Raw genomic sequence first — 12,442 nt, 5'->3', positions numbered from 1 at the left:
CGGCCCGAACCTGCGAGGACTCCCCCGGAGGAACCGTGTCCTATCTCCTGCGCCTCGTGGTGCCCGACCGTCCTGGCGTCCTCGGCGCGGTGGCCACCGCCCTGGGCACCGCGGGCATCGACATCGTCTCGGTGGACGTGCTCGAGCGGGGCAACGGCATCGCCGTGGACGACGTCGTCGTCGAGCTGCCGGGCGACCGGCTGCCCGACAACCTGATCACCGTCGCGCAGGCCGTGGACGGCGTGCAGGTCGAGTCGCTGCGCCCCTTCGCCGGGCCGCTGGACACCCACCGCGAGCTCGATCTGCTGGACGCGCTGTCCCGTGGCGACCGGGCGCCTGCCGAGCTGCTCACCGCCGAGCTGCCCCGCGTCTTCCACAGCGGCTGGGCGGCGATCATCGACGGCGCCGCGCAGCCGGCAGCGCTCGCGGTGGACGCGGTGCTCGCGGCCTCGGAGGCAGCGCCGTCGTTCGTCGGCCTGACGCTGCCGTGGCTCCCGCTGGACGGCCCGCGCCTGCTGCCCAGCGACGACCCGTGGCTGCCCGAGCGCTGGCAGGAGATGGCCATCGAGATGATGGCGGTGCCCTACGGCGCGGGGCGGGCGGTCGTCCTCGGGCGGTCGGGGGGCCCGGCCTTCCGCCGGTCCGAGCTGCTGCGACTGGCGCACCTGATCGGCATCGCGGCGACCGTGGCCCAGCTGCCCCCGGTCTGAGCGCGCTCGGCACCCCGCCATCCGTCCCGGGCACCCGGCACCCGGCAATCACCCTTCCCACCTGCACATTTCCGCTTGCGCCGGCTCCGGTTCGAACATATGATCGAACGCATGAGCGAGCCGGCGACGCGCACAGTGGACGGGTTGTCCGCACCCGGCGCCGGCTGGGCCTCCGGACCGCTCGGGGCGGTGCAGGCCGCGGATCGGGAGATCGCCCATCAGACCGCGCTGCGAGCGCGTGCGGTGGCTGAGTTCGCCGCCGCCCACCCTGCCTCTGCCGATCGTCAACCCGGGCAGCCCGGCGCGATGAGCGCCGAGCGCCGCGTCGCGCGACCTCAGGTGCTCGCGGACGTCAGCGAGTGGGTCACCCAGGAGATGGTGGTCGCTCTGTGCATCTCGTCCCAGGCAGCCGAGCAGTTGCTCGTCCGCTCCCTCACGCTCGTGCACCGCCTGCCTCGGACGCTCGAGGCCCTGGAACGCGGAGAGCTGCATTCCGGCCACCTCTGGCCGATGCTCGAGAAGGTCGCGCCGATCGCCGACCCGAAGAAGCGTGCCGCCGTCGAGCAGGAGCTGCTGGAGTGGATGGCGGGCCGGGTCACCACCCCGGCGCAGCTGGGTGCCAAGGCGCGCCGGCTCGGCCTTGCCCGGGACGCCCGCGACGAAGCGGCACGGCTGGCCGCGGCGCTGCGCGAGCGAGGCGTCGGTGTGCGAGCCGACCGCCGCGAGGGCATGGCGGTGTTCGACGCACTGCTGACGATCCCCGAGGCGCAGGCGCTGCTCGATGCGCTCGGCCGGTACGCCGATGCGCTCGACGACCCAGACGATCACCGCACCCGCGGCCAGAAGATGGCGGACTGCCTGCTCGACCTCGTGCTGCGGCCGGGCGAGAACGGGCTTCGGCCGGTGCAGGCGCAGTTGACCGTCGTGGCAGGGGTGCGAGCCCTGCTCGGCGGCGACCAGCCCGGCGAGATCGGCTCGGACCCGGTCTCCGCGGAGATGGTTCGGGCCCTTGCCGTCGCCCTCGGTCTGCTGCCCGCTGCTGACGCCGACACCGATCGAGACGCCGACCCCTTCGATCCGCCGGCCCCTTCCCCCGGCCCGGTCGACGAGTGGTCGACCGACACCTGGCCGGAAGCCTGGCGGGCAGCCGACGAGCGCTGGTGGGCCGAGGTTGAGGCCCGTGCACTGCGCGGCGAGTGGGGCGGCGAGGACGATCCGCCGGACGACGTGCTCGCCCGCTGGTGGGACCAGGGACCGCCGGCGGACGCAGACGTCGCAGATGCTCGCGGCGACACCAACTCAGATGACGGCCCGCACCGCGACCCCGATTCCGCCCATGACGCCGACGCCGACGCTGCACCGCTGCCCGAACCGGCCGGTTGGACAGCGGCTCGGCGCGCCCTCGAGGCGGCGAGCGCTGGGGTGGCGCAGCTGCATCGCACGCTGAGCCATGCCCGGCGGAGCGTGGCCGACGCCCAGCGTGCCGACGAGGACGACGAGGCGACCTGGCAGCGGAGCCCCGCCGGCCGGGTGACGACCGCACCCACCGACCTCGATGCCCTCCTCGCCGCCAGTCGATCGCAGCGGGAGGCGCTGGCCGCGCTGCTGGACGCGAGCGCGGGCGGAACACTGCTCGACCGGCCCCGCATCGCTGTGGTCGACGAGCTGACCGGCGCGCTGCTCGCGCTCACCGACAGCACCGACCTCCGCCGCCGGGCGATCGCGGGCCTCGGACTGGGTCCACCCGGACCGACGGCCGGCTACCGCCCGGGACGGGCACTCGACCGGTTCGTGCGTGCCCGCGACCGGCGCTGCCGGTTCCCCGGCTGCCGGCGCCGGGTGCCGCTCGGCGGGGAGCTCGACCACGACCGTCCCTATCCGGACGGCCCGACGAGCGCGGAGAACCTGACCGGCTACTGCACCGGCCACCATCGCGGCAAGCACCAGGCGCCGGGGTGGCGGCACGAGCTCGCCGCCGGCGGCACGCTCACGGTGACCACGCCGAGCGGCCTGGTCGCGAGCACCGCTCCCCCGCCGTTCTGACGCCAGCGATGCTCAGCCGCGCGGCGATGTCACCTTCTCCGGAGAGATCCGGACCAGCAGGCGAACCTGGTCCCGGCCGCCGAACCACGGGTACGGACGGCCGATGTAGCGCTGGGCGAGCTCGTCGATGTGCTGGCGGGCGCCGTCCTCGGTGACCTCGATGACGCGGCCGCGCACCTCGAAGTAGCGGCTCGGGTCGTCAGGATCGGCCACGTTGAGGGCCACCCGCGGGTCGCGCTCGACATTGCGGACCTTCTGGTGCCCGCGCACGGTGTTGATCAGGACGTCGTGCCTGTCGGTGTCGACCCAGGTCTGCGTCATCTGCGGGGAGCCGTCAGGCATGAGGGTCGAGAGAAAGCACGGGCTGGGACGGCGGAGCAGGTCGATCAGTGCGTCGGGCAGGAACACGCGGAGGTCCTTCCGGTGGGCTGGGCCCCGCCTCTACCCTCGCCCACCGGCGTCACTCGTCCGCCGGGGCGCTCCCGTCGCCGATGGTGGCCACCTCGCGAGCGGCGTCCGGTCCCTCGTCGAGCAGCACCTGGAAGCCGTCGTCGTCCAGGATCGGCGCCTTCACCTGCACGGCCTTGTCGTACTTGCTCCCGGGATCTGCGCCCACGACGACGAAGCCGGTCTTCTTCGACACCGAGCCGGTGACCTTGCCGCCACGCTCCTGGATCGCGGCGATCGCCTGGTCCCGGCTGTGGTCGCGCAGCGAGCCCGTGACCACCACGGTCACACCGGTGAGCGGCCCGGGAGGGGCGTCCTCCCCGACGTCGGCCATGCGGACACCGGCCTGCCGCCACTTCTCCACGACGTCGCGGTGCCAGTCCACGGTGAACCAGTCCCGCACCGACTTCGCGATCGTCGGCCCGACCCCGTCGGCAGCAGCCAGCTCCTCCTCGGTGGCCGCCATGATGCGGTCCATGGACCGGAAGTCACGGGCCAGCGCCTGCGCGGCCGTCGGGCCCACGTGCCGGATCGACAGCGCAACCAGCACCCGCCACAGCGGAACGTCCTTGCGGGTCTGCAGGTTGGTCAGCAGCTTCGCGCCGTTGGCCGACAGCGTGCCGTTCTTCTTCGTGAAGAAGGGCGAGCGCTGCAACTGCTCCTCGTCGAGGAAGAAGATGTCGCCCTCGTCGGACAGCAGCTCGCTCTGCAGCAGCGCGATCGCCGCCTCGTAGCCCAGGTTCTCGATGTCGAACGCCCCGCGGCCGGCGACGTGGAAGACCCGCTCCCGCAGCTGCGCCGGGCAGGACCGGGCGTTGGGGCAGCGGATGTCGGCGTCGCCCTCCTTCTCCGGGCGCAGCTCGGTGCCGCACTCGGGACAGTGCGTGGGGAACACGAACTCGCGCTCGTCCCCGGTGCGGGCCGCGACCACCGGACCCAGCACCTCGGGGATCACGTCGCCTGCCTTGCGGATGACCACGGTGTCGCCGATCAGCACGCCCTTGCGCTTCACCTCGCTGGCGTTGTGCAGCGTGGCCAGCTGCACGGTGGAGCCGGCCACCTTCACCGGCTCCATGTACGCGAACGGGGTGACCCGGCCGGTGCGGCCCACGTTCACGCGGATGTCGTGCAGCGTCGTCGTCGCCTCCTCCGGCGGGTACTTGAAGGCGATCGCCCAGCGCGGCGCACGGGAGGTCGAGCCGAGACGCCGCTGCAGCGCCACCTGGTCGACCTTCACCACGACGCCGTCGATCTCGTGCTCGACCGAGTGCCGCTGCTCCCGGTACCGCTCGATGTAGGCCCAGACCCCCTCGAGATCCTCGACCACCGCGAACCGGTCGCTCACCGGCAGCCCGAGTGCGCGGAGCCCCTCGTAGGCCGCCGACTGCTGCTCGGGCTCGAAGCCCTTCCGTGCGCCCAGGCCGTGCACCACCAGGCGCAGCGGACGGGAGGCGGTGACCTTGGCGTCCTTCTGCCGCAGCGAGCCGGCGGCGGCGTTGCGCGGGTTCGCGAACGGAGGCCGGCCCTGCTCGACCATGGCCGCGTTGACGTCGGCGAAGGCGGCGACCGGGAAGTAGATCTCGCCGCGCACCTCGAGCAGTTCGGGGACGTCCTCGCCGGTCAGCTGCTGCGGCACGTCGCGCATCGTGCGGACGTTGGCGGTGACGTCCTCGCCGGTGGTGCCGTCCCCTCGAGTCGCGGCACGGACCAGGCGCCCCTTCTCGTAGACCAGGTCGACGGCGACCCCGTCGACCTTCAGCTCGCACAGGTAGCTCGCCCCCGCGGCGCCCTCGCGATCGGCGCGGGCCGCCCAGGCGGAGAGCTCGTCGCTGCTGAAGGCGTTGTCCAGGCTCTGCATCCGCTCCAGGTGCTGCACCGGGGCGAACGTCGCGGTGAACCCGCCGTTGACCTTCTGGCTGGGCGAGTCGGGCGTGACCAGCGCCGGGTGCGCCACCTCGATCGCCTTGAGCTCACCCATCAGCTCGTCGTACTGACCGTCGCTGATCAGCGGCTCGTCGCGCACGTAGTACGCGAAGGCGTACCGGTCGAGCTCCTCGGAGAGGTCCCGGTGCCGGGTGCGCGCGGGCTCGGGGACCTCGGTGAGGTCCTCGCGGTCGGTCGGCACCCCGACCGGCAGCTGCTCGACAGTGGGTTCCTCGACGGCCTCGCTGGTCACGACCAGACGGTATCCGGCGGGTCCGACGGACAACCGCTGCTCACCCGGTCGAGGTGCGCCAGGATCCGGAGCGTGACCGTGCCGCCGCCCCGCGGACAGCCCGGCGTCCGCGCCTACGCCTACCTGTTCGGGGTGCTGTGGCTGCTGCCGCTACTGCTCGTGGGAGCCGGCACCCTGCTGCTCCCCGACGTGAACGCCGACGGCCAGTGCGAGGGAATCGGCTTCGGCTGCTCGCTGACACCCTCCGACGGCGTCCAGTTCCTCGTGCTGCTCGCCGCGCCCCTGCTCCTCGTCGGCGGTGTGGCCGGCGCGCTGCTGCTCGCCGTCCTCCGCACCCAGCCGGCGTTCGCGCGCACCGCGCCGGTGCTGCAGGCCCTCGCCGTGCTGACGGTCCTGGCGCTGGTGACAGTCGTCCTCGCGGCGCTCGCCTGAGCTACTCCGGCAGCAGGTACTTCGCCGCCTCGCGGACGTGCCGCATCGCCGCCCGCGCGTAGGCCGGGGTGGCGCCGGCCAGGCCGCACGACGGCGTGAGCGTGACCGCCGCCGGCAGCAGCTCGGCGGCGAACCCGAGCTCCCGCCACCACGCCTGCACCCGGGACGCCGTCGCCCTGGCCGCGGGCAGCGACGTGTCGGTGCCCGGCACGACCCCCATCAGCAGGTGGACGCCGGCGTCGACCGCCTCGCCCACCGCGTCGAGGTCCTGGACCAGACCGAGGTCGAAGGAGAGCCCGGCGGCGCCCGCGGCCCGGAAGAGCCCGAGCGGCATGCGCCGGGCGCAGCAGTGCACCACGACCGGCACCGGCATCGCCTGCACGACCGCCGCGAGCTCCTGCTCGACGACGTCCTCGGGGACGGCGGGGAGCTTGCCGAAGCCGCTGACCGTGCGCAGCCCGCCCTGCATGACGGCGGGCACCGAGGGCTCGTCGAGCTGGACGACGACCTGCGCCCCGGGGACGCGGGCCTGCACCTCGGCCACGTGGGCGGCCAGCCCCTCGGCCAGCGACTGCCCGAGGTCGCGGCGCGCGCCCTCGTCGACGACGGCGCGGTCGCCGCGGGTCCGCTCGAGCCCCGCCGCGAGGGTCCACGGGCCGGCGGCCTGGATCTTGAAGGGTCCGGTCCAGCGCTCGGCGACCTCGTGCAGCGCGTCGAGGTCACGGGCGAGGAACTCCTCGGCCCGCTGCTGGTCGATGCCCGCCCGCGGCACGAGCCGCCACCCGGCCGGCGTCAGGTCGACGGAGAGGTCGACGAGCAACGCGGTGCTGCGGCCGAGCAGATCCGCGCCCGGTCCCCGGCCAGGCAGCTCGGGCAGGTGCGCGAACTCCGGGAGCTCGCCCACGACCGTGCGCAGCGCCTCGGCCGGGTCGGTGCCGGGCAGGGAGCCGACGCCGGAGGCCGGTCCCCAGGTCAGGGGCGCCGGGTCCTCGTCGGTCTCGCCGTCGGGCAGTGGCAGATCGGTCGGAGAGGCCACGGCGACGACGGTAGTCCGCCCGGTCCGCTCAGTCGGCGGAGGCCACCGCGGCCTGGCCGAGCACCCGGTCGCCGCGCTCGGCGTCCGGCGCGTAGAGCACGGCGGCCTGCCCGGCGGCGACGCCGCGCTGCTCGCTGCCCAGCGAGATGCGCAGCCCGCCCCCGGCGGACTCCACCCGGCACGGCACCGGCGTTCCGTGCGCGCGCAGCTGCACCTGGGCGTCGAAGGGCAGCCCGGGCGCCGTTCCGGTCCAGGTCGGCGGCCCCGTGAGCACCTCGCCGATCCCGGCCTGGTCCGCGGTGCCGATCGTGACCGTGCGGCTGACCGGCTCGATGCTGAGCACGTAGCGCGGCCGCTGGTCACCGACGCTGACGCCGAGCCCGCGCCGCTGGCCGACGGTGAAGCCGTAGGTGCCGTCGTGCTCCCCGACGGTCGTGCCGGTGGCGGCGTCGACGAGCGGGCCGGGCCGGCTGCCGAGCTTGCGGGCCAGGAAGCCGCGGGTGTCGCCGTCGGGGATGAAGCAGATGTCGTGCGAGTCGGCCTTGGTGGCGACGGCGAAGCCCCGCTCGGCGGCGATCTGGCGCACGCGGTCCTTCGTCATGTCCCCGAGCGGGAACATCGCCGCGGCCAGCTGCTCCGGGGTGAGGACGCCGAGGACGTAGGACTGGTCCTTGGCCGCGTCCACCGACCGCCGCAGCTCGCCGTCGACCAGCCGCGCGTGGTGACCGGTGACGACGGCGTCGAAGCCCAGCGCCCGTGCCCGGTCCAGGACCGCGGAGAACTTGATCTTCTCGTTGCAGCGCAGGCACGGATTGGGCGTGCGACCCGCCTCGTACTCGGCCACGAAGTCCTCGACGACGTCCTCGCGGAACCGGTCGGCCATGTCCCACACGTAGAACGGGATGCCCAGCTCGTCGGCCACCCGGCGGGCGTCGTGCGCGTCCTCGACGCTGCAGCACCCGCGGGCGCCGCTGCGGAGCGTCTGCCGGTCCGGGGAGAGCGCGAGGTGCACGCCGGTGACGTCGTGCCCGGCGTCGACGGCCAGCGCCGCCGCCACAGCGGAGTCCACGCCTCCGCTCATCGCGGCGAGAACTCTCATCGCCGACCCATTCCGGCACGCCGCGCGCGCTCGACCACGGGCGCGATGACCTCGAGGAGGGCGTCGACGTCGGCGTCGGTGCTGGTGTGCCCAAGGCTGAACCGCAGCGAGCTGCGCGCCCGGTCGGGGTCGGCGCCGACGGCGGTCAGCACGTGGCTCGGCCGGGCGACCCCGGCGCTGCAGGCCGACCCCGTCGAGCACTCGATGCCCTTGGCGTCGAGCAGCATGAGGAGGGCGTCGCCCTCCGCGCCGGGAAACGACAGGTGCGCGTTGCCCGGCAGGCGGCCGGGGCCGGACCGGACGACGTCGTCGAGCGGGGCGCCGTTCAGCTGCGCGTCGGGCACCTGCTCCATCACGCCGGCCACCAGCCGGTCGCGCAGGCGCGCCAGCTCGGTCGCCCGCTCCACCCGGCCGTGGACGGCGGCGACGACAGCCGCGCCCAGGCCCACGATCGCCGCGACGTCGAGGGTGCCCGACCGGACGTCGCGCTCCTGGCCGCCGCCGTGCAGCAGCGGGGTGCACTCGGCCTCCCGCCGGAGCAGCAGGACCCCGGCACCCATGGGCCCGCCGAGCTTGTGCCCGGTCATGGTGAGCGCATCCACGCCCGTGGCGCCGAAGTCGACGAGCACCTGGCCGACCGCCTGTACGGCGTCGGTGTGCAGCGGAACGCCGACGTCGTGCGCGGTGGCGGCGAGCTCGGCGACGTCGCTCACCGTGCCGATCTCGTTGTTGGCCCACATGACGCTCGCGACGGCGACGTCGGTGCCGTCCCCGAGCGCCTCGGCGAGGGCCGCAGGGGTCACGCGGCCCGAGGGCTCCACGCGCAGCCAGGTGACCTCGGCGTCCTCGTGCTTGGCGAGCCACTCGACGCTGTCCAGGACGGCGTGGTGCTCGGCCGGGCTGACCACGATGCGGCGACGGCGCGGATCGGCCTGCCGCCGCGCCCAGAACAGGCCCTTCACGGCGAGGTTGTCGCTCTCGGTGCCACCGCCGGTGAAGAGCACCTCGGACGGCCGCGCGCCCAGCGCCTCGGCGATCCGTTCCCGCGCCTGCTCGGCGGCACGGCGCGCGGAGCGGCCGCTGGCGTGCAGCGACGAGGCGTTGCCGACGCGGCCCAGCTGCTCGGTCATCGCGGCGAGCACCTCGGGCAGCACGGGCGTGGTCGCCGCGTGGTCCAGGTAGACCGGCTCGGGATGCGTCATGACGCGCTCAGGGTAGTCGCGCGGACCGCGGGGTCCGCTGTCACCGCCCGGTCCGCCCCGGCCCGCGGCGCCAGCACGGCACCGGTGAGTGCGACCGCCGTGAGGAGCACCACGCCGGCCAGCACCGCCACCGACAGGGAGAACGTGCCCGCGGCGGCCGCGGCCACCAGGACCCCGACGACGCCGATGCAGACCGCGCTGCCGGTCACGTCGGCGATCTGGAAGGACGCCGAGTCCGCGCCGCGGCTCTCGTCCGAGGACCGGTCCAGCAGCAGCACGCTCAGGCTCGGCATGCCCAGCCCCATCCCGAGCCCGGCGACCGCCCAGCTCAGGTACGCCGGCCAGCCACCCAGCCCGGGGACGGCGACGAGGACGGTGGCGACCAGGCCGACGGCGACCAGCAGGAAGCCGGCGCGGAGCAACGCGACCCGCGACCACCGCGGGTTGCGGCCCTGCAGCTGTGACGCCGTCGCCCAGCCGAGCGCGCCGGCGGTGAGCGGCACCCCCGCCGCGGCCGCGGAGTACCCGTGCAGCTCGGTGAGGGCCAGCGGCAGCAGGACGTCCATGCCGAAGAAGGCGCCGGCCAGCAGCCCGCGTCCGGCGATCACCGCCGGCAGCCCCGGGCGCATGCCCACGGTGCCCCGCGGCATCAGCGGACGGAGCCCGAGGACCAGCGCGATCAGCCCGGCGACCGCGAGGCCGACCGCCAGCAGGTCCAGCCGCTGGCCCGCGTACTGGAGCAACCCGATGCCGAGGCCGGCGAGCAGCGCCCACCAGCGTCGGGTGGTGGGCGGCGCGGTGCTCGTGGCCGGTAGCGGCAGCGCGCGGACCGCGGGCAGCACGAGGCCCAGGCCCAGCAGGATCAGCGGCAGCAGCGCGAGGAACACCAGCCGCCAGGTGAGGTGGGTGGTGAGCAGCCCGGCGACCACCGGGCCGAGCAGCGCGGGCAGCACCCAGGCGGCGGCGAACGCACCGAACAACCGGGGTCGCAGCCGGGCGTCGAACGCCTGCCCGGCGACGACGTACAGCGACACCGAGATGATGCCGCCGCCGATCCCCTGCAGCGCACGTGCGGCGATGAACACCGACATCTCCGTGGCGATCCCGCCGGCGAGGAGGCCGGCGGCGAAGATCCCGACGCCGGTCAGCAGCGCGACGCGGGAGCCGCGGCGGTCGCCCAGGTCCCCGCCGAGCACCATGCCGAACACCGAGGACACCAGGTAGGCGCTGAACGGCCACGCGTACCAGGCCAGCCCGTCGAGCTCGCGGACCGCGGTCGGCATCGCCGTCGCGACCGCCATGGCCTCGAAGGCCACGAACGTGACCAGCATCAGCAGTCCGGCGGTGCTCAGCCGGTGCGCCCGGTCGAACAACGCGGGCTGCTGGTCGGTCTCCACGCCGTGGCCAACCCCTCGCGCCCCTCCGGGCTTCCCGATCCCGGACATGCGCTGAGCGCCGGCCCCCTCTCGGGGACCGGCGCTCAGGGAACGTGCTGGGGTGCTGCCTACTTGCGGGCGTTGATCTGCTCGGTGGCAGCGGGGACGACCGTGTTCAGGTCGCCGACGACACCGAAGTCGGCCAGCTCGAAGATCGGGGCCTCGGGGTCCTTGTTGATGGCCACGATGGTCTTCGAGGTCTGCATGCCGGCGCGGTGCTGGATCGCACCGGAGATGCCGACGGCGACGTAGAGGTTCGGCGAGACGGTCTTGCCGGTCTGACCCACCTGGAAGCTGTGCGGGTAGAAGCCGGAGTCGACCGCCGCACGCGAGGCGCCGACGGCCGCGCCGAGCGAGTCGGCCAGGCCCTCGATGACCGAGAAGTTCTCGGCGCTGGCCACACCGCGGCCACCGGAGACGACGATCGAGGCCTCGGTGAGCTCGGGGCGGCTGCTCTTCTGCTCCACCACGCGCTCGACGACCTTGACCTGCTTGGCGCCGTCGCTGACCGCCACGGAGACGGCCTGCTCGGCACCTGCGGCCGGAGCCGGCTCGGGGGTGACCGAGTTACCCCGCAGGGTGTAGATCGGGGTGCCGACCGTGACCTGCGAGTGGACGATCGTCGCGCCGGCGAACGCCGCCTGGGTGGCGGTGCCGTCGGCGGCGATCTCGGTGACGTCGGTCAGGAAGCCGCTGCCGGTCTTGATGGCCAGGCGGGCGGCGATCTCCTTGCCCTCCGGGGAGGACGGGATGACGACGGCGGCCGGCGACTTCTCGCTCACCAGCTGCGCCAGAACCTCGGCCTTGGGGGCGACGAGGTAGGCGTCGATGTCGTCGGACTCGGCGACGTACACCGTGGCCGCGCCGTACTCCGCGAGCTGGTCGCGGACGCCGGCGGCGGTGCCGGGGGCACCGAGGACGACGGCCGAGGGCTCACCGAGCGCACGCGCCGCGGTCAGGGCCTCCAGGGTGGTCTTGCGGACTCCGCCGCCGGCCGGGTTGAGCTCGGCCAGGACCAGGATCTCTGCCATGGGGGTGTTCTCCTCTTCCTTCAGGTCCGGGCCGGGTCAGACGATCTTCTGGCCGGCGAGGTACTCGACGAACTTCTGGGCGCCGTCGCCCTCGTCGGTCACCTTCACGCCCTCGCCCTTGGGCGGGCGGCCGGCGAAGTCGAGCACCTTGCTGGTGGCGTTGGCCAGGCCGACGCTGCCCGCGTCGAGGCCGATGTCGGCCAGCGACTTGGTCTCGACCGGCTTCTTCTTGGCGGCCATGATCCCCTTGAACGAGGGGTAGCGCGGCTCGTTGATCGTGTCCCAGGTGGAGATGATCGCCGGGAGCGGGGCCTCGAGGGCCCAGAAGCCGCCGTCGGTCTGCCGCTCCACCTTGGCGGTGCCGCCCTCGATGGTGACCTTGCGGGCACCGGACAGCTGCGGGAGGCCGAGGCGCTCGGCGAGCAGGGCCGGCATGACCGACAGCTGCGCGTCGGTGGCCTCCGCGCCGCAGATCACCAGGTCGTACTCCATCTGGCCCAGGGCCGCGGCGATGACCGCTGAGGTCTGCACCGCGCACGAGCCGTGGATCGCGTCGTCGACGACGTGCACGGCCTTGTCGGCGCCCATGGAGAGCGCCTTGCGGATGGCGTCGGTGGCGGAGTCCGGGCCGACGGTCAGCACGGTGACCTCACCGCCCTGCGCCTCCTTGATGGTGAGCGCCTCCTCGATGGCGTACTCGTCCATCTCGTTGATCACGTTGTCGGCGGACGCACGGGCGACGGTGTTGTCCGCCGGGTCCAGCTTCCGCTCACTTCCCGAGTCCGGGACCTGCTTGACAAGAACGACGATGTTCATCGCGCTGAACCTTC

General features: G+C 73.9%; 11 protein-coding genes. 3 read left to right on the top strand and 8 right to left on the bottom strand.

The annotated features are described in order from the left end of the window. Positions 1–35: 35 nt before the first annotated feature. Both LBW97_RS16115 and LBW97_RS16110 read left to right on the top strand, forming a co-directional pair. On the top strand, positions 36–710 hold the full coding sequence (locus LBW97_RS16115; RefSeq protein ID WP_224500372.1) for an ACT domain-containing protein: 675 nt from the start codon (positions 36–38) through the stop codon (positions 708–710). A 111-nt stretch (positions 711–821) separates the two neighbouring features. After that, entirely contained in the window at positions 822–2,753 is a 1,932-nt protein-coding gene (locus tag LBW97_RS16110; protein WP_224500371.1) for an HNH endonuclease signature motif containing protein, read from the top strand. A 12-nt stretch (positions 2,754–2,765) separates the two neighbouring features. Here the strand turns inward: LBW97_RS16110 and LBW97_RS16105 are convergent, their stop codons facing one another. Together LBW97_RS16105 and ligA are read right to left on the bottom strand one after the other, a co-directional pair. Further along, positions 2,766–3,161, bottom strand: coding sequence for a PPOX class F420-dependent oxidoreductase (locus tag LBW97_RS16105; protein ID WP_224500370.1), 396 nt, complete (start codon positions 3,159–3,161; stop codon positions 2,766–2,768). Positions 3,162–3,213: 52 nt separating this feature from the next. Then, on the bottom strand, positions 3,214–5,376 hold the full coding sequence (gene ligA, locus LBW97_RS16100) for an NAD-dependent DNA ligase LigA (RefSeq protein ID WP_224500369.1): 2,163 nt from the start codon (positions 5,374–5,376) through the stop codon (positions 3,214–3,216). Positions 5,377–5,448: 72 nt separating this feature from the next. Between ligA and LBW97_RS16095 the strand changes: the two genes are divergently transcribed. Next, the gene (locus LBW97_RS16095; RefSeq protein WP_224500368.1) at positions 5,449–5,808 is read left to right on the top strand and encodes a hypothetical protein; all 360 of its coding nucleotides are present in this window, start codon (positions 5,449–5,451) and stop codon (positions 5,806–5,808) included. 1 nt (position 5,809) lies between these two features. On the opposite strand, the gene LBW97_RS16090 is transcribed toward LBW97_RS16095, so the two are convergent. From LBW97_RS16090 to LBW97_RS16065, 6 genes are all read right to left on the bottom strand, one after another. Continuing rightward, positions 5,810–6,844 carry a methionine synthase gene (locus LBW97_RS16090; RefSeq protein WP_224500367.1) on the bottom strand — a complete coding sequence of 345 codons (1,035 nt, stop codon included), beginning with the start codon at positions 6,842–6,844 and terminating at the stop codon, positions 5,810–5,812. A gap of 28 nt (positions 6,845–6,872) precedes the next feature. Next, the gene (gene mnmA / locus LBW97_RS16085) at positions 6,873–7,943 is read right to left on the bottom strand and encodes a tRNA 2-thiouridine(34) synthase MnmA (protein WP_224500366.1); all 1,071 of its coding nucleotides are present in this window, start codon (positions 7,941–7,943) and stop codon (positions 6,873–6,875) included. Next, entirely contained in the window at positions 7,940–9,145 is a 1,206-nt protein-coding gene (locus tag LBW97_RS16080; RefSeq protein ID WP_224500365.1) for a cysteine desulfurase family protein, read from the bottom strand. The genes mnmA and LBW97_RS16080 overlap by 4 nt, the downstream gene beginning before the upstream one ends. Further along, positions 9,142–10,542 carry an MFS transporter gene (locus LBW97_RS16075; RefSeq protein ID WP_224500364.1) on the bottom strand — a complete coding sequence of 467 codons (1,401 nt, stop codon included), beginning with the start codon at positions 10,540–10,542 and terminating at the stop codon, positions 9,142–9,144. Before LBW97_RS16075 ends, LBW97_RS16080 begins: the two co-directional genes overlap by 4 nt. Positions 10,543–10,649: 107 nt before the next feature. Continuing rightward, positions 10,650–11,612, bottom strand: a complete 963-nt coding sequence (locus LBW97_RS16070; protein WP_224500363.1) for an electron transfer flavoprotein subunit alpha/FixB family protein — start codon at positions 11,610–11,612, stop codon at positions 10,650–10,652. Positions 11,613–11,648: 36 nt separating this feature from the next. Further along, complete coding sequence (locus LBW97_RS16065; protein ID WP_224500362.1) at positions 11,649–12,428, bottom strand: electron transfer flavoprotein subunit beta/FixA family protein; 780 nt, start codon at positions 12,426–12,428, stop codon at positions 11,649–11,651. Positions 12,429–12,442: the final 14 nt, after the last annotated feature.

Source organism: Blastococcus sp. LR1 (genome assembly GCF_020166105.1).
In the GTDB taxonomy this organism is placed as follows: domain Bacteria; phylum Actinomycetota; class Actinomycetes; order Mycobacteriales; family Geodermatophilaceae; genus Blastococcus.
Note: the sequence above shows the minus strand (reverse complement) of the source record. Positions and strands in the feature narration are given on the sequence as shown.

Excerpts from the sequence above, each read along its gene's own strand:
- LBW97_RS16110 (WP_224500371.1), top strand. The coding sequence starts at position 822 with ATGAGCGAGCCGGCGACGCGCACAGTGGACGGGTTGTCCGCACCCGGC.
- mnmA (WP_224500366.1), bottom strand. The coding sequence starts at position 7,943 with ATGAGAGTTCTCGCCGCGATGAGCGGAGGCGTGGACTCCGCTGTGGCG.
- LBW97_RS16080 (WP_224500365.1), bottom strand. The coding sequence starts at position 9,145 with ATGACGCATCCCGAGCCGGTCTACCTGGACCACGCGGCGACCACGCCC.
- LBW97_RS16070 (WP_224500363.1), bottom strand. The coding sequence starts at position 11,612 with ATGGCAGAGATCCTGGTCCTGGCCGAGCTCAACCCGGCCGGCGGCGGA.
- LBW97_RS16065 (WP_224500362.1), bottom strand. The coding sequence starts at position 12,428 with ATGAACATCGTCGTTCTTGTCAAGCAGGTCCCGGACTCGGGAAGTGAG.